Source organism: Kocuria nitroreducens (assembly GCF_042879195.1).
Lineage (GTDB): Bacteria > Actinomycetota > Actinomycetes > Actinomycetales > Micrococcaceae > Kocuria > Kocuria nitroreducens.
The window spans coordinates 65,921-80,631 of sequence record NZ_JBHZTC010000015.1; the positions used below are offsets into that span (position 1 = coordinate 65,921).

Genomic DNA, 14,711 nt, shown 5'->3' on the forward strand with positions numbered 1-14,711 from the left:
AGTTCATGCTCAGGAGCGGTCCCTAGACTGCTCGCCATGGCCAGCAGGGTACGACCGGAACCACAGGACCACTGTGTCTCGTGGCCGGACGAGATCTGCGGCGACCCGGTGGCGGAGCGGGCGAGGCTCTTCGCCCTGAACCTGAGGGCGGCCGTGGGGTCCCGGACGCTGCGCGAGCTCGGGGCGCTCACCGGTGTCGACCACACCGCGCTGTCCCGGATCCTGGACGGACACGTCTGGCCGGACGGGTACACGATCGCCCGTCTGGAGGTCCGTCTGGGGACCAGCCTGTGGCCCCCCTTCGAGGAGTGACCCGCCAGGCCCCGGTCGGCGGCGTCCTCCGGCGCCGGACGGTCCGGGCGTCGTGTCGTCCCCATGGCCACAACGCTCTCCGAGTGGATGACCCCGCAGCGGGCGGGCGAGGCGCTGCAGGGCTTCGTCGCCGAACGCGTCACGGCGCTGCAGCTGCTGCGGACGGCGCTGACCGAGCACGGCGGCACCGCAGCCACCCTGCTGGACGGCACGCTGGACGCGGTCGCGCCGGTGTGGGATCGGATCGCCTGCCGCTGCGCCGAGCTCGGCGTCGCCCGCGAGACGCTGGAGAAGGACCCGACCCGCGACTCCTGGCCCAGCTAGGCCCGGCACGGCAGGCTCGTGGACCCGCACCCGCCGCCCGGACGCTGGCGCTGTCCGACGGGTTCGTGAGCTACCTCGCCGAGGTGATTGTCGCAGCGGTGCCCGGCGCCCGCTGGCGGATCAGGGAGCACCGCATCAGCGACCACCCGCTGCTCAACTACCCGGTGCTCGCCACGGACCACCACCAGATCTTCCTCCCGGCCCTGCCGCTCTGCAGCGCCTACCAGTCCGCTCACGGCCGCGACCCGATGGACGGTGCGGAGATGCTCGCCCACGCCCGGCGGACGATCTCCGCGCTGGGCGGCGACGGTCCGGAGTCGTCCGCGGGGCCGATGGTGAGCGTGGTCGCCGAGCTGGACTGCTTCGACGTGGGGCTGCGCGCGGACATCGTGGACCGGCACCCCGCCCTGGTGGAGCGGCTGGTCACCGAGCTCGTCGACCGGGGCGGAGTCGTGTCGGTCCACCGGTACGGGCCGACCGCGCTGGTGGTCGACGTCCCCGGCCGGGACGAGATGCGGCTCAAGCTGTGGATGACGCTGTGGCTCCGGCGGCACCTGCCCGGGTGGGCACCCGAGCCGGTCGCCGCCCCCCGGCGCCAGCCCGGACGGGGCGGGCCGGGGCGGTCAGGGGCGGGCGAGGTCCAGCCAGTAGGTGTCGCGCTCCTCGTCGTGGCGCAGCAGCCCCTCCAGCGGTCCGTCGTAGGCGTCCAGGGCGCGGCCCACGAGCTCGCGCACGTCCCGTGCGGCGACGGTGACGGTGCCGCCGAGCTCGTCGTCGGCCGTCTCGCGCACCACGACGACCCGGTCGGGTTCGCCCCAGACGTACTCGCCGTCGGCGTCGCGCAGGGCGTCGACGAAGAACTCCCGGTCGCCGTCGCGGGTGAGCACGTCCAGCCGTACCGCCTCGGGGTGCCGGTGGGTCAGCTCGGCCGCCACCAGGCGCAGCAGCTTCCGGGCGTAGCTGCGCCGGGCACGCTCGAGCGCCTCCTCGGCGGCCTGGAGCGCGTGGTCGGGGGTCCGGGCGGTGGTGGTCATCGACGAGTAGCTTATGTGTGCGCACGCACCGGTGCTGGGGGCCACCTTCGTGTCGCCGCGGGACGCTCGCCCGAACGCCCCGCCCGGAGGGCAGAGCGGCGCCGGCCGGCACGCCGGCAGCAGGACGAGCGGCACCGGAAGCACCGGCGGCGGGGACACGAGCGGCATCGGGCAGAATGACGCCATGATCGACGCCCACCTGCACGTGGTCGACCCGCGGTTCCCGCTGGTGCCGAACCAGGGGTACGTGCCGCCGCGGTTCACGGTCGAGGACTACCGACGGCGGGTCCGGGGGCTGGGCGTGGTGGGCGGGGCGGTGGTGAGCGGCTCCTTCCAGGGCCACGACCAGGGCTACCTGCGCGCGGCGCTGGCGGAGCTCGGCCCGGGTTTCGTCGGTGTGACCCAGCTGCCGCCCACCGTCGCCGACGAGCAGGTGCGCGAGCTGCACGGGGCCGGGGTGCGGGCGGTGCGCTTCACCCTCCGCCGCGGCGCGGACGCGGACCCTGCCGGGATCGAGCGGCTCGCCCGGCGGGTGCACGACCTCGCCGGGTGGCACGCCGAGTTCTACCTGGACGCCGCCGCGCTGGAGCACCTCGCCCCCGTGCTGCGGCGGCTGCCGAGGGCCGTCGTCGACCATCTCGGCATGAGCGCGGCCGGCCTGCCACGGCTGCTCGAGCTCGTCGGGCACGGCGTGAGGGCCAAGGCCACGGGGTTCGGCCGCGTCGACCTCGACGTGCGGGACGCGCTACGCCGGATCCACGCCGTGAACCCGACCGCGCTGCTGTTCGGCACCGATCTGCCGAGCACCCGGGCGGAGCGCCCGTTCCGGAGCGCGGACGTCGCCCTGGTCGCCGAGGCCCTGGGCACCGACGCCGCGGCGGCCGTGCTGCACGACAACGCGGAGGCCTGGTACGGGCTGCCGCGCCCGGCCGCCGCGCCCTGACCGGCCCGGCCCCCGCCCGGGTCCTGGACCGCGCCGGTGTCAGCGGGGCGCCGTCGGGACGATGTTGTGATTGCCGCGGAACATGTTCTCCGGGTCGAAGCGGTTCTTGAGCTCGACCAGCCGCTCGTGCTTGTCGCGCCCGTAGGCCTGTCGCGCGGCCGCCACCGGGTCGCCGCCGGTCTCCGCCCCAAGGAAGTTGACGTACCGGCCCTGCTCCGCGAAGGGTTCCAGGGCCGCGTGCACCGTCCGGGCGTACGCCGCGAGCCGGACGTCGTCGGCCGGGTCGCGCCAGAACCCGAAGATGTTCAGCCAGAACCGGGCAGCGCGGCTGGGCCAGGCCGTGGCGTCCTCGGGCACCCGGCCGAAGGCGCCCCGGAGGTAGTGCAGGTTGATGCCGCTGCCGACCCAGGTGATCTCGGAGGCCACGGCCACGAGCACGGAGACGACCTCCTCGTCCAGGCGGCTGAACGCCACGTTCTTCCAGTAGCCCCGGGAACCGGCCGGGAAGACCGGGTCCTTCGCGGTCTGCCACACGGTCCAGGGCGCCGGGCCCACGGTCTCGAGGTCGGGCGGCGCCGCCGCGCGCAACCGGCCGACGAGCTCGAGCCCGGCTCCGTGCTGCGGCGAGGCCCAGGCGAGCCCGACGGTCATGAGCACCTCGGTCCCGAGCCCGTACTCCGGTGGGAGGACCACGAAGGACACGATGGTGTTCATCTCGTCCGGGAGCTCCCGCGCCCAAGCCTCGAAGGCCGCGAGCGCGTGCTCCCACCGCGGGCGGCGGTAGACCAGGCCGCCCACCAGGACGGGGGATGCCAGCGGGTGGGCCCGGTAGCTGAAAGAGGTGACCACGCCGAAGTTCCCGCCTCCGCCGCGCAGTCCCCAGAAGAGTTCGGGGTGCTCCGCCTCGTCGGCGTGCAGGTGCTCCCCCGCGGCGGTCACCACCTCCGCGGAGACCAGGTTGTCGATGGTCAGGCCGTGGGTGCGGGTCAGCCATCCGATGCCGCCGCCGAGGGTGAGCCCGGCGACGCCGGTGCCGCCGACCACCCCGAGCGGAACGGCGAGGCCGTGCGGGGCCGTCGCCCGGTCCACGTGGGCGAGGGTGGCCCCCGGCTGGGCGGTCACGAGGCGCGACGCCGGGTCGAGGGCGACGCCGGTCAGACCGCCGAGGTCCAGGACGAGGCCGTCCGCGACCGTGCTGTGACCGGCGATGCTGTGCCCGCCGCCGCGCACGGCGAGCGGCACGCCCGTGCTGCGGGCGGTCGCCAGGACGAGGTCGACGTCGGCCACGGAGCCGGCACGGACGAGGGCGCGCGGGCGGACGTCGACCATGCCGTTCCAGACCCGCCGTGCGTCGTCGTAGTCGGGCTCGTGCGGGCCGATCAGGGCGCCGGTGAGGCGTTCCGCGAGGTCGTGGAGGGCCCGATCGGTCGCACGGTCACCGGTGACGGGACGGTGGATGCTCATGGCGAGGTCCTGCGACGAGGGGCGCTCGGGCCCCGGTGGAGCGGCCGAGCGGCCGCCGAGGGCGTGGCAGGAAGTGTAGTCCCCGGCCCCCGGCCCGACAACGGAGGGAGGCTACTCCGGCCACACCTGCCGGTCCGGGCCCTGCAGGACGTAGCGCAGCTCCACGGCGCCGCCCTCGAAGTGGGTGGTGCGCTGGAGCCGCAGGTCGCGCGCCGCCGCGGTCGGCAGGACGGGATGCCCACCGCCCAGGACGATCGGCATGTAGGTCAGCCACAGCTCGTCGAGCAGACCGGCGTCCGCGAACTGGGCCGCGAGCTGCCCGCCGCCCACCACCCACAGGTTCCGCCCGCCCGCGGACGCCACCAGGGCCTCGGCGTGCAGCGTGGCGGGACCGCTGACGAACTGCGGGTTCGCCCCCTCCGGACGCGGCAGCTCGCGGTGGGTGAACACCCACACCGGCAGGTCGCCGTAGGCCCAGTCCCCCTGGTCGAGGACGAACTCGTACGTGCTCGCGCCCATCGCGAGCGCCCCGACGTCGGCCAGGAAGGCGTCGTAGTGCTCCTGGTACGCCTCGAAGCCGTACTGCAGCAACCAGTCGAGGTGGTTCTCCCGGTCGGCGATGTACCCGTCGGCGCTGGCCGCCACGTAGTACTGCGTTCTGCTCATGCGCACCAGGTTACGCACCCGGCCGGCGGCTTCCCAGGGGTGCTTCCCCCGCCCCCCGGACGGCGTCATGATGGGGGCATCGACCGATCGACGCGGAGGCCCGGCCATGCCCATGCTGCTCAATCCCTACTTCTCCTTCCGGGACACCGCCGAGGAGGCGATGACGTTCTACCGATCCGTGTTCGGCGGGGAGCTGTCGATCAGCCGGTTCAGCGAGTACGGGGCCAGCGACGACCCCGCGGAGCAGGACAAGGTGATGCACTCGATGCTCACCACGGCCACCGGCATGGTGCTGATGGCCTCCGACACCCCGAACAGCATGGACCTCGCCGTCGGGGACAACGTCTCGGTCTCCGTGAGCGGCGACGACGAGGCCCTGATGCGCGGCTGGTGGGAGGAGCTGGGGGCGGGCGGGACCGTCACGATGCCGCTCGAGGAGGCGCCCTGGGGCGGACTGTTCGGGATGTGCACCGACCGGTTCGGCATCCACTGGATGCTCAGCGTCGGCGACGCCGCCTCCTGAGGCGCCCCGCGCCACCCGATCCGAGGCGGGGCGTCCCCTGCGGATCGCACACCCGCGTCTTCGACGACGCGTGCGTGCGGCAACCTCCTCCGGAGCGAGCACCCGAACCCCGGGTGAGGGCCGCCCGACGGGCCGCAGGAGGCAGCCGTCGGCATCGTGCGGTGGCGCGTCCCCCACTCGCTCGACGGCTTCCCGGTGCGGGCGGTGCCCGGGCACGCCGAGGACCCTCCGCCCGGGGTCAGTCCCGGGCCCGGAGCTGCTCGGCGAGCGGCCGGTAGTGCCCGGACATCGCGGGGTGGTAGTCCCGCGCGAAGTCGGCGGCGTCCGGGTCCCCGCCGGTCTCGGCGGCGACGAACCGGTCCAGGTAGTACTCCCAGCCGGGCCCGACCGACTCCACCTCGTCGGGATCGGGATATCGGTGGGTGAGCTGCAGGACCGTCGTCCCGCCGTAGTCCTCGACGTCGAGGTCCACGCGCCAGGCGTCGGCGGCCGTGCCCAGCGTGAGCGCCAGGTGCCGCGGCGGATCGCACCGACGGATCAGCAGGGGCTCGGGCTGGTCCCAGTCCTCGGCGGTCATCAGCAGCTCGACGCGCCCGGAGGCCGGGTCCCCGCTCCACGTCCCGTACCACCGGCCGAGCCGGTCCGAGTCCGTCAGCGCCGCCCAGACCTCCTCGGCCGAGGTGCGGAGGGTGCGGGTGAGGACGAGGTGACCGCTGGGGTCGAGACGTCCTGTGGGCCGTGGGGTCATGGTGGCTCCTCGCTCGGCTCCGCGCCGCGCGGAGGTGCTCCTGGCCGAGGCGCGGACGGCCCCGCACCGTGTGGTCCATCATTAGCACCCGCGGCGCACGGGCGACGTCACATTGCGGACGTTTTCTCGTCTCCTCGGGCACGGACCGGCGCCGTGGAGCTCACGCTCGCGCCCGCACGCCGCTCCCCCGGCCCTCCTCCAGCACCACGGCGCCGACGAACCCGTGGGCGGCCACGGCCCCGCGCACCCGCTCCAGCAGGGCGGCCCGGCGGTCCGGGCGCGGACCGGGTCCGTACGCGACGAGCAGGGTGCCGCCCGGGACCAGCGCGTGCCGCAGCACGGCCAGTTCCGTGTCCGCGGAGGTCGTCCAGAAGAGGTTGACGTCCACGCCGAACGCGACGTCGAAGGACCCGGCCGCGACGTCGAGGTCGGCGAGCGCGACCTGCCGCACCGTGAGCACCCCGGCGTCCACGGCTGCGCGGTTGCGGTCCACGGCCCGGGCCACGGCGGCGGCCGAACGGTCGATCGCCAGCACCGGCCCGCAGGGGAGCCGGCCGAGGACGAGCTGCGCCGCCGCGCCGCCACCGCAGCCGAACTCCAGCACCCGGGAGGCCGGGCGGAGGTCGAGCTGCTCCACGGCCCACCGGTTGCGCTCCGGCACCGGACGCCGTGCCACGGTCACCGCGAGCTGACCGTGGCGAACTTGCGCAGGCACAGCGGCACGAAGACCACGAGCAGCAGCAGGCTGCCGGCCACCACGGTCAGGACCGGGTGCTGCATGGGCCACACGTCCGGCACGGGGGCGGACCCGGTGTTGCCGAACAGCTGGCGGGCGGCCTGCACGAGCGCGGAGACGGGATTCCAGTTGGCGAAGGCCTCGAGCGGGCCCGGGAGGTTCTGGGACTGCACGAACGCATTGGAGATGAACGTCAGCGGGAACAGGATGATGAACGAGGCGTTATTGACGGTCTCGGGGCTGCGCACGCTCATGCCCACGAGCGCCATGACCCAGCTGAACGCGTAGCTGAACAGCAGCAGCAGGGCGATCCCGGCGAGGAAGGACCCGAACGACGTGGTGAACCGCCACCCGACCACGAAACCCGTGCCGATCATGATGACCATGGACACGGCGTTGAGCACCAGGTCGCTGTTGGTGCGCCCGATCAGCACGGCCGACGGACTCATCGGCAGGGTCCGGAACCGGTCCACGATCCCCTCCTTGAGGTCCTGGGCCATGCCGGCCCCGGAGAACGTGGAGCCGAAGAGCACGGTCTGCCCGAAGATCCCTGCCATCAGGTACTGGGTGTAGTCGGTGCCCTCCACGCGGATCGACCCGGCGTAGACCTGGCTGAACAGCAGGACGAACATGACGGGCTGGAGCACGGCGAACACGAGCATGTCCGGTGAGCGCCGCAGCTTGATGAGGTTGCGCTGGGTGACCGTCCAGCCGTCGGCGGCCCAGGTGCTGAGGGTGGCGCCGGGACTGGCCGATCCGGGCAGGGCGCGGGTGCTCATCGGTGCTGCCCTCCTCCGGTCGCGGTCACGGCGTTGCCGGGAGCCTCGTCGCCGGTGCCGGCGGCGTGGGCGGTGGTGTGCCCGGTGAGCGAGAGGAACACGTCGTCGAGGGTGGGGCGGCGCATCCCGGCGTCGTGCAGGCCCACGCCCTGGGCGTCGAGGTCCGCGAGGATGCGCTGGAGGGCCTGCGGGCCCTCCCGGACCGGGACCTGGAGCTCTCGCCCCTGCTCGTCGAGCGTGGGGGCGCCCTCCCCGTGCCGGGCGAGCACGTCTGAGGCCCGCGCGGCGTCGGTCCCGTCCTGCAGCACGACGACGACCCGGTGCCCGCCGAGGCGTGTCTTCAGCTCGTCGGGAGTGCCCGCCGCGATGACGCTGCCGTCGTCGATCACGGAGATCTCGTCGGCGAGCTGGTCGGCCTCCTCCAGGTACTGGGTGGTGAGCAGCACCGTGGTGCCGTCCTGGACGAGCGAGCGGATCACGTCCCACAGTCCGATGCGGCTGCGCGGGTCCAGGCCGGTGGTCGGCTCGTCCAGGAACAGGACGCGGGGCCGGATGACCAGCGCCCCGGCGAGATCGAGGCGGCGCCGCATGCCGCCCGAGTACCCCTTCACCGGGCGGTCCCCGGCCTCCTCGAGGTCGAACAGCTCCAGCAGCTCTGCGGCCCGGCGGCGGGCGGCCGCCCCGCCCAGGTGGTAGAGCCGGCCGACCATGCGCAGGTTCTCGGTGCCGGTGAGGTTCTCGTCGACCGCGGCGTACTGGCCCGAGGCACCGATCATCCGCCGGATCCGGGCGGGCTCGGCGACCACGTCGACCCCGTCGATCCGCGCCGTTCCGGCGTCCGGGGCGATGAGGGTGGTGAGCACCTTCACCACGGTGGTCTTGCCCGCCCCGTTCGGGCCCAGCAGGCCCTTGACGATCCCCTCCGGCACGGACAGGTCGAGGCCGGCCAGGGCGTGGACCGTGCGCGAGCGGGACCGGTAGGTCTTGGTCAGCCCGTCGACCTCGATGAGTGGACCCGTCATGGTGGAGCTCCGTCCCGGGGCGCGCCCGCCCCTGTTCCCTCCCGGCCCCGTGCTGTGCTCGGGACCCGGCCGTCCGATCGGCGACCCGAGAAGCATCTCATCCTCCCCGGACAGCTCACCCGTCCCCGGCCCGAGGACGGCGGAGCGCCGCCCGGAACGTCTCCGGGCGGCGCTCCGCCGTCACTTCGTCGCGCCGGGAAGGCTCCCGGCAGGGCTACCGGCGGCCGGCCTTCGCCAGGAAGTCGTCGGCGCCGCCGACGAGCTCGACGTGCCCGGTGGGGACGTCCGCGGTGACCATCCGGGCGATCTCCTCCGCGAACTCCTGCACGGAGTAGAGCTTGCCGGCGGCCTCACGGCGCTCCTCGAGCGCGCCCGGGCGGGCCCGGTTGAGCAGGGTCGCGGTCACGGTGCCCTCGATCATGTCGCCGGAGACCACCACGAACGTGATGCCCTTCTCGGTCAGCTCCGGGACGCGGGCGGTGAGGGTGTCCTCACCGGCGCGCTTGGACTTCGCGACCTCCACGTACTCCGGCATGGTCGCGACGTCGTGGATGAAGTGCGCCTGGTGGCTGGTCACGAAGACCACGCGCCCGCCCTCGGGCAGGTGCTCGAGGGCCGCGGTGAGGGTGTCGTCCTGGGCGTCCCGGTTGAGCTTGAGCGCGTAGTCCTCGCCGAGGTCCGTCTCCATGCCGCCGGAGGCGTTGAGCACGAGCACGTCCACCCCGCCGAAGGCCTCCACGGCGCGGGCGAACAGGGCGCGGACGTCCTCGGGCTCGGTCATGTCGGCCTGCACGGCGATGGCCTTCCCGCCGGCCGCCTCGATCTCCTTGACGACCTTGTTGGCGCGGGGCGCCTTCTGCCGGTAGTTGACGACGACGTTGGCGCCCTCCCCGGCCAGCAGCCTGGCGGTGTCGGCGCCGACGCCGCGCGAGGACCCGGTGACGACCGCGGTCTTGCCTGCAAGTGAACTCATGGTGCTCCTTCGGTGGAACGTGCGGGGATCGTGGGGTGGCAGGGCTCAGTGGCCCATGCCGAGGCCGCCGTCCACGGGGATGACGGCGCCGGAGATGTACTTCGCCTCGTCGGAGGCGATCCAGCGCACGACGGCGGCGACCTCCTCCGGCTCGGCGAACCGGCCGGCCGGGATGGAGGCGAGGTAGTTCTTCTGGGTGTCCTCGGGCAGCGCCGCGGTCATCTCGGTGTTGATGAACCCGGGGGCGACGACGTTGGCGGTCACGTTGCGCCCGCCCAGCTCACGGGTGATGGAACGGGCGATGCCGACCAGGCCGGCCTTGGACGCGGCGTAGTTGACCTGCCCGGGCGAGCCGTAGAGCCCGACCACGGAGGAGATGAGGACCACGCGCCCGCGCTTGAGGCGCATGAACCCCTTGGCGGCGCGCTGCACCACCCGGAACGCGCCGGTGAGGTTGGTGTCCACGACGTCCTGGAAGTCCTGCTCCTTCATCCGCAGCAGCAGGGTGTCCCGGGTGATCCCGGCGTTGGCCACGACCACCTCGACCGGACCGAACTCGGCCTCGACAGCCTGGTACGCGGTGTCGATCGAGGCGGAGTCGGTGACGTCGGCCTGCACCGCGAAGAAGCCCTCGGGCGCCTCGCCGGAGCGGTAGGTCACCGCCACGTTGTCGCCGTGGTCCTGGAAGGCCTGCGCGATGGCCCGGCCGATCCCGCGGTTGCCGCCGGTCACGAGGACGGTGCGGGGGGCCGGGCTGCGCTGCTCGTCTGCCATGGGAAGGGGGCCTTTCGGTCGAGGATCGCGGTCCCGCACTGCGGAGTGGACGCGGGCCCGCGGGGAAATCCCCCCAATGGTACCGGTCGGGGCCGGTGACCGGCCGGTAGTCGCCCGGGGACCGCCTTCTCGTTGTCGGACCCCGGTGAGACAATGAAGTGTCTGTTGGGAGGACCATGAGCAACCGCTATCTCACCACCGGCGAGACCGCCGGCCAGGACGACGTCCACTCCATCACGGCCACGGCCGAGCCGCACACCCAGGACATGGGCCACCGGATGAAGGTCTACAGCATCCAGATGGGCCTGCGCATCGTGTGCCTCATCGTGTTCGTCGCGGTCGACAACATCTGGGTCCGAGGTGTCGCGATCCTGGGCGTTGCCGTGCTGCCGTGGATGGCGGTGCTGCTGGCCAACAGCAACGACCGCTCCACCCGGACGAGCCACTACTACGAGCCGCCCGCCGCGCCGGCGCTGGCCGCTGCGCCCGAGCCGGCACCGCCGGCCGCGCCCCTGGCGATCGGCTTCGTGCTCGAGGGCGAGTTCGTCGCCGGCCACGGGGAGGACGGCACCGGTCCGGCGCGCTCCGGGAGCAGGGCCGCTCCCAGCGGGGACCCGGCTTCCTCCGCTACTGTCGAGGACGACACCACCCGGCGCCGCGGAGCAGCCTGAGCCCGACGCGGGCCGCCCCGGGGACCCGACCCAAGACCCAGAGGAGCACGACCGCCGTGGAGTTCGACCTGCTCGGATCGCTGTCCCCGCGAGGCGCCGACGCTCCCCCGGCCGGGCCTGACACCCCGCAGTGCTCCCGCAAGGGCTGCCGGGCGGACGCCGCGTGGCAGATCCGCTGGAACAACCCGCGCATCCACCACCCGGAGCGCCGCAAGACGTGGCTCGCGTGCCCGGAGCACCGCGGCGACCTCGAGCAGTTCCTCGGCTCCCGCGGCTTCTGGAAGGACACCGTCTCCTTGGCCGACGCCGGCCCCGCGCAGGAGCACGGGGGATGAACGACTACCGCTTCCTGCTCAGCGGCAAGTGGCTCGGCTTCTTCCTCCTCGCCTGCGCCGCCGCCGTGGTCTCGGTGTACCTGGGCGGGTGGCAGATGGACCGCAACGACCACCTCGAGGGCGAGAACGCCAAGATCACGCAGAACTACCGCGCCGAACCCCTGACCGGGGCGCAGGCGGCCGAGCAGTTCGCCGCCCACGACGAGCGGCTCACCTGGCACCCCGTGCAGCTGACCGGCCGCTACCTGCCGGAGGACCAGGTGCTGGTCCGCAACCGGCCGCAGAACGGACGCGTCGGCTACGAGGTCCTCGTCCCGTTCCGCACGCAGGGCGGGGACGTCGTGGTCTTCGACCGCGGCTGGATCCCCACCGGCGAGGCCGCCAACGGGATGCCGGACGAGGTGCCCGCCCCGCCCGCCGGGCAGGTCACGGTCACCGCCCGGCTCCAGCCCGGGGAGCCGGACGTCAGCCGCGGGGCCCCCGAGGGGCAGATCGCTTCGATCAACCTCGAAGAGCTGCGCGAGCGCTGGGACCGGCCGATCGGGACGGCGGCCTACGGCGAGGTCTTCGGCGAGGACCCGGCGCCCTCGGTGGCCCCCGCACCGTCCCCGGAGCCGGAGACGGACTCCGGGCCGCACCTGTCCTACTCGCTGCAGTGGTACGCGTTCGCGGCCCTGTTCTTCGTGGCCTACGGCTACGCCGCCCGCCAGCAGGCCCGCAACGACGCGTGGGACCGCCAGTTCGCCGAGGAGATGGAGCGCCGGCTCGCACGGTTCTACGACGAGGACGGCACCTACATCGGCGAGGGCGACGAGGAGCTCGTCGTCCGCCAGCTGGAGATGGCCGACGACATGCCGGCCCACCTCAGATCGCTCATGCGGCCCAGGCCGCAGCGCCGGCGCTCCCGCCCCACGGGGGAGGACGAAGAGGACGCGGTGCTGGACGCCCTCGAGCGCCAGAGCCGGTAGCTCCCGCCCGCACGGGGCCGGGACGCTCAGGCGAGGGAGATGAGGTCCTGGTACTCCTGGCTCCACAGGTCCTCGGTGCCGTCGGGCAGGATCACCACGCGCTCGGGGTCCAGGGCCTCGACCGCGCCCTCGTCGTGGGAGACGAGCACGACCGCGCCCTCGTAGGTGCGCAGCGCGTTGAGGATCTCCCGGCGGGAGGCCGGGTCCAGGTTGTTCGTCGGCTCGTCGAGCAGCAGCACGTTGGCGGACGAGGCCACGAGGGTCGCCAGCGCCAGGCGGGTCTTCTCGCCGCCGGAGAGCACCCCGGCCGGCTTGGACACGTCGTCGCCCTGGAAGAGGAACGAGCCCAGGACGTTGCGGACCTCCGTGTCGGCGAGGTCGGGGGCGGCGGAGCGCATGTTCTCCAGGACCGTCCGGTCCGGATCCAGGGTGTCGTGCTCCTGGGCGAAGTAGCCGAGCTTGAGACCGTGCCCCGGGACCACCTCACCGGTGTCCGGCTCGGCCTCGCCCGCCAGCATCCTCAGCAGCGTGGTCTTGCCGGCGCCGTTGAAGCCGAGGATGACCACCCGGGAGCCCCGGTCGATGGCCAGGTCCACGTCGTTGAAGATCTCGAGCGAACCGTAGGACTTGGACAGGTCCCGGGCGGTCAACGGGGTCTTGCCGCAGTCGGCGGGCTTGGGGAAGCGGATGTTCGCGACCTTGTCCGCCTGGCGCTCGCCCTCGAGGCCGTTCATCAGCCGCTCGGCGCGCTTGATCATCTGCTGGGCGGCCACGGCCTTGCTGGCCTTGGCGCGCATCTTGTTGGCCTGGTCCATCAGCGCGGTGGCCTTCTTCTCCGCGTTGGCGTACTCGCGCTTCCGGCGGTGGGCGTCCTGCTCGCGCTGGAGCAGGTAGTTCTTCCAGCCCATGTTGTACAGGTCGATGACGCAGCGGTTGGCGTCCAGGTACAGGACCTTGTTGACCACCATCTCCATCAGCTCCACGTCGTGGCTGATCACCAGCAGCCCGCCCTGGAAGTTCTTCAGGAAGTCCCGCAGCCACACCACGGAATCGGCGTCCAGGTGGTTGGTGGGCTCGTCGAGGAGCATGATGTCGGCGTCCGAGAACAGGATGCGGGCCAGCTCCACGCGGCGGCGCTGGCCGCCCGAGAGGGTGCGCAGCGGCTGGTCGAGGATGCGCTCGGGCAGGTCCAGGTTGGACGTGATCGTGGCGGCCTCGGACTCCGCGGCGTATCCGCCGCCGGAGAGGAACTCCGACTCGAGCCGGTCGTAGCCGCGCATGGCCTTGTTGCGCACGGCGTCCTCCTCGGAGGCCATGTCCTGCTCGGCCTGGCGCAGGCGGGCGACGACGCCCGCGAGGTTGCGGGCGGAGAGGATCCGGTCGCGGGCCAGCTGGTCCATGTCCTCGACCTTCGGGTCCTGCGGGAGGTAGCCGATGGCCCCGGTGCGCGTCACCGTCCCGCCCGCGGGCAGGGTCTCCCCCGCGAGAACCTTGGTCATCGTCGTCTTGCCGGCACCGTTGCGCCCGACCAGACCGATCTTGTCCCCCCTGTCCACGCGGAAGCTGACCTCGTCCATGAGCAGCCGGGCACCGGCACGCAGTTCGAGGTTCTGGACAGTGATCACGGAGGAGACCTTTCGGAAGGGAGTGCGGGGAGGCGTGCGCCCGATCGGGCAACCGCACCATTCTACCGGTTCCCCTCCGCCTGCGGCACCCCGATCAGGGACGCGCGGGCGCGTCCTTGCTCACGTGGTGCGGGGGCATCTCGTCGGCGAGCGCCGAGGAGGCGCCCGGCAGGGTGCGGGCGTTGTAGTCGACGATCTGCCAGCCGCGCTGCGGGTGCTCCTCCAGGACCGTCCACGCGCAGTTGGCCATCCCGGCGAACATCTCGCGCATCCGGGGCGGGGCGTCGAAGAAGGCGAGCAGACCGCTGCGCAGCGCCGCGCCGTGGCCGACGAGCACGCCCGTGCCCCCCTCCCCGAGGGCCGCGGCCGCGTCGGCCAGCACCGCGGTCATCCGCTCGTCGACCTCCGAGGGCAGCTCGGCGCCCGGCACCCGGTAGTTCTCCTCGGCGAAGAACCGCTCGTAGACCTCGGGGTGGCTGCGGCGGAACTCCGCGAAGGTGGTCCCCTGGCGGATGCCCACGTCGTACTCGCGCAGCCTGGCGTCGAGGTGCACCTCGAGCCCGGTCAGCACGGCCAGTTCCCGGGCCGTGGAGCGTGCCCGGTCCAGGTCGCTGGACCAGACGAAGGCGGGCTCGAAGGAGGCCAGTGCGGGGGCGGCCCGACGGGCCTGGCGCCGGCCCACGGGGTCGAGGGGGATGTCGGCCTGCCCCTGGGCCCGGTCCTGGACGTTCCAGGAGGTCCTCCCGTGCCGCCACAGCACCAGGCGGCGCCTGTCCGGTCCGGGGGTCGTTCTCGGCGCGTTCATCGTCACCTC

The 14,711-nt window shown here is 73.2% G+C and carries 19 protein-coding genes; 7 read left to right on the forward strand and 12 right to left on the reverse strand.

All coding sequences use genetic code 11. From position 1 onward, the window contains the following. Positions 1-36: 36 nt before the first annotated feature. Positions 37-312: a helix-turn-helix domain-containing protein gene (locus ACFYE1_RS11705; RefSeq protein ID WP_387742915.1), complete on the forward strand. Its 276-nt coding sequence runs from the start codon at positions 37-39 to the stop codon at positions 310-312. 63 nt (positions 313-375) lie between these two features. Continuing rightward, on the forward strand, positions 376-636 hold the full coding sequence (locus ACFYE1_RS11710) for a hypothetical protein (RefSeq protein WP_387742917.1): 261 nt from the start codon (positions 376-378) through the stop codon (positions 634-636). A gap of 232 nt (positions 637-868) precedes the next feature. Here ACFYE1_RS11710 and ACFYE1_RS11715 read toward each other — a convergent pair whose 3' ends face one another. Beyond that, on the reverse strand, positions 869-1,063 hold the full coding sequence (locus ACFYE1_RS11715) for a hypothetical protein (RefSeq protein WP_387742919.1): 195 nt from the start codon (positions 1,061-1,063) through the stop codon (positions 869-871). Between the two features lie 196 nt (positions 1,064-1,259). Beyond that, positions 1,260-1,670: a hypothetical protein gene (locus ACFYE1_RS11720; RefSeq protein WP_387742921.1), complete on the reverse strand. Its 411-nt coding sequence runs from the start codon at positions 1,668-1,670 to the stop codon at positions 1,260-1,262. Between the two features lie 184 nt (positions 1,671-1,854). Between ACFYE1_RS11720 and ACFYE1_RS11725 the strand changes: the two genes are divergently transcribed. Continuing rightward, positions 1,855-2,613 (forward strand): amidohydrolase family protein, encoded by a 759-nt coding sequence (locus ACFYE1_RS11725; protein ID WP_387742923.1) that lies wholly within the window; start codon positions 1,855-1,857, stop codon positions 2,611-2,613. Between the two features lie 39 nt (positions 2,614-2,652). On the opposite strand, the gene ACFYE1_RS11730 is transcribed toward ACFYE1_RS11725, so the two are convergent. Then, positions 2,653-4,077: an FAD-binding oxidoreductase gene (locus tag ACFYE1_RS11730; RefSeq protein ID WP_387742925.1), complete on the reverse strand. Its 1,425-nt coding sequence runs from the start codon at positions 4,075-4,077 to the stop codon at positions 2,653-2,655. Between the two features lie 111 nt (positions 4,078-4,188). Next, positions 4,189-4,743: a dihydrofolate reductase family protein gene (locus ACFYE1_RS11735; protein ID WP_387742927.1), complete on the reverse strand. Its 555-nt coding sequence runs from the start codon at positions 4,741-4,743 to the stop codon at positions 4,189-4,191. A gap of 106 nt (positions 4,744-4,849) precedes the next feature. Between ACFYE1_RS11735 and ACFYE1_RS11740 the strand changes: the two genes are divergently transcribed. Beyond that, positions 4,850-5,266, forward strand: coding sequence for a VOC family protein (locus ACFYE1_RS11740; protein WP_387742928.1), 417 nt, complete (start codon positions 4,850-4,852; stop codon positions 5,264-5,266). 238 nt (positions 5,267-5,504) lie between these two features. Here ACFYE1_RS11740 and ACFYE1_RS11745 read toward each other — a convergent pair whose 3' ends face one another. The 6 genes from ACFYE1_RS11745 to ACFYE1_RS11770 all read right to left on the reverse strand — a co-directional run bounded on the left by ACFYE1_RS11745 (position 5,505) and on the right by ACFYE1_RS11770 (position 10,298). After that, positions 5,505-6,014, reverse strand: coding sequence for an SRPBCC domain-containing protein (locus ACFYE1_RS11745; protein ID WP_387742930.1), 510 nt, complete (start codon positions 6,012-6,014; stop codon positions 5,505-5,507). Between the two features lie 160 nt (positions 6,015-6,174). Further along, a complete protein-coding gene (locus ACFYE1_RS11750; RefSeq protein WP_387742932.1) occupies positions 6,175-6,690 on the reverse strand; it encodes a methyltransferase domain-containing protein in 516 nt (171 codons plus the stop codon). A gap of 2 nt (positions 6,691-6,692) precedes the next feature. Continuing rightward, the gene (locus ACFYE1_RS11755) at positions 6,693-7,529 is read right to left on the reverse strand and encodes an ABC transporter permease (protein WP_387742934.1); all 837 of its coding nucleotides are present in this window, start codon (positions 7,527-7,529) and stop codon (positions 6,693-6,695) included. Beyond that, positions 7,526-8,551: an ATP-binding cassette domain-containing protein gene (locus ACFYE1_RS11760; RefSeq protein WP_387742936.1), complete on the reverse strand. Its 1,026-nt coding sequence runs from the start codon at positions 8,549-8,551 to the stop codon at positions 7,526-7,528. Before ACFYE1_RS11760 ends, ACFYE1_RS11755 begins: the two co-directional genes overlap by 4 nt. A 214-nt stretch (positions 8,552-8,765) precedes the next feature. After that, positions 8,766-9,524 carry an SDR family oxidoreductase gene (locus ACFYE1_RS11765; protein ID WP_387742938.1) on the reverse strand — a complete coding sequence of 253 codons (759 nt, stop codon included), beginning with the start codon at positions 9,522-9,524 and terminating at the stop codon, positions 8,766-8,768. A gap of 45 nt (positions 9,525-9,569) precedes the next feature. Continuing rightward, the gene (locus ACFYE1_RS11770; protein WP_387742940.1) at positions 9,570-10,298 is read right to left on the reverse strand and encodes a beta-ketoacyl-ACP reductase; all 729 of its coding nucleotides are present in this window, start codon (positions 10,296-10,298) and stop codon (positions 9,570-9,572) included. Between the two features lie 176 nt (positions 10,299-10,474). Here ACFYE1_RS11770 and ACFYE1_RS11775 point away from each other — a divergent pair, with 176 nt between their 5' ends. The 3 genes from ACFYE1_RS11775 to ACFYE1_RS11785 are packed head-to-tail and all read left to right on the forward strand — an operon-like array spanning position 10,475 to position 12,272. Further along, positions 10,475-10,969, forward strand: coding sequence for a DUF3099 domain-containing protein (locus tag ACFYE1_RS11775; protein ID WP_387742942.1), 495 nt, complete (start codon positions 10,475-10,477; stop codon positions 10,967-10,969). Positions 10,970-11,025: 56 nt separating this feature from the next. Then, a complete protein-coding gene (locus ACFYE1_RS11780; protein ID WP_387742944.1) occupies positions 11,026-11,304 on the forward strand; it encodes a hypothetical protein in 279 nt (92 codons plus the stop codon). Next, on the forward strand, positions 11,301-12,272 hold the full coding sequence (locus ACFYE1_RS11785; protein ID WP_387742945.1) for an SURF1 family cytochrome oxidase biogenesis protein: 972 nt from the start codon (positions 11,301-11,303) through the stop codon (positions 12,270-12,272). Before ACFYE1_RS11780 ends, ACFYE1_RS11785 begins: the two co-directional genes overlap by 4 nt. 26 nt (positions 12,273-12,298) lie before the next feature. Here ACFYE1_RS11785 and abc-f read toward each other — a convergent pair whose 3' ends face one another. Further along, entirely contained in the window at positions 12,299-13,897 is a 1,599-nt protein-coding gene (gene abc-f, locus ACFYE1_RS11790; protein WP_387742947.1) for a ribosomal protection-like ABC-F family protein, read from the reverse strand. Positions 13,898-13,991: 94 nt separating this feature from the next. Further along, positions 13,992-14,702, reverse strand: a complete 711-nt coding sequence (locus ACFYE1_RS11795; protein ID WP_387742949.1) for a histidine phosphatase family protein — start codon at positions 14,700-14,702, stop codon at positions 13,992-13,994. Positions 14,703-14,711: the final 9 nt, after the last annotated feature.

Bases quoted from the DNA above. Each gene is read 5' to 3' on its own strand.
- ACFYE1_RS11705 (WP_387742915.1), top strand. From the start codon at position 37: ATGGCCAGCAGGGTACGACCGGAACCACAGGACCACTGTGTCTCGTGG.
- ACFYE1_RS11710 (WP_387742917.1), top strand. From the start codon at position 376: ATGGCCACAACGCTCTCCGAGTGGATGACCCCGCAGCGGGCGGGCGAG.
- ACFYE1_RS11720 (WP_387742921.1), bottom strand. From the start codon at position 1,670: ATGACCACCACCGCCCGGACCCCCGACCACGCGCTCCAGGCCGCCGAG.
- ACFYE1_RS11725 (WP_387742923.1), top strand. From the start codon at position 1,855: ATGATCGACGCCCACCTGCACGTGGTCGACCCGCGGTTCCCGCTGGTG.
- ACFYE1_RS11730 (WP_387742925.1), bottom strand. From the start codon at position 4,077: ATGAGCATCCACCGTCCCGTCACCGGTGACCGTGCGACCGATCGGGCC.
- ACFYE1_RS11735 (WP_387742927.1), bottom strand. From the start codon at position 4,743: ATGAGCAGAACGCAGTACTACGTGGCGGCCAGCGCCGACGGGTACATC.
- ACFYE1_RS11740 (WP_387742928.1), top strand. From the start codon at position 4,850: ATGCCCATGCTGCTCAATCCCTACTTCTCCTTCCGGGACACCGCCGAG.
- ACFYE1_RS11745 (WP_387742930.1), bottom strand. From the start codon at position 6,014: ATGACCCCACGGCCCACAGGACGTCTCGACCCCAGCGGTCACCTCGTC.
- ACFYE1_RS11755 (WP_387742934.1), bottom strand. From the start codon at position 7,529: ATGAGCACCCGCGCCCTGCCCGGATCGGCCAGTCCCGGCGCCACCCTC.
- ACFYE1_RS11760 (WP_387742936.1), bottom strand. From the start codon at position 8,551: ATGACGGGTCCACTCATCGAGGTCGACGGGCTGACCAAGACCTACCGG.
- ACFYE1_RS11765 (WP_387742938.1), bottom strand. From the start codon at position 9,524: ATGAGTTCACTTGCAGGCAAGACCGCGGTCGTCACCGGGTCCTCGCGC.
- ACFYE1_RS11770 (WP_387742940.1), bottom strand. From the start codon at position 10,298: ATGGCAGACGAGCAGCGCAGCCCGGCCCCCCGCACCGTCCTCGTGACC.
- ACFYE1_RS11775 (WP_387742942.1), top strand. From the start codon at position 10,475: ATGAGCAACCGCTATCTCACCACCGGCGAGACCGCCGGCCAGGACGAC.
- ACFYE1_RS11785 (WP_387742945.1), top strand. From the start codon at position 11,301: ATGAACGACTACCGCTTCCTGCTCAGCGGCAAGTGGCTCGGCTTCTTC.
- ACFYE1_RS11795 (WP_387742949.1), bottom strand. From the start codon at position 14,702: ATGAACGCGCCGAGAACGACCCCCGGACCGGACAGGCGCCGCCTGGTG.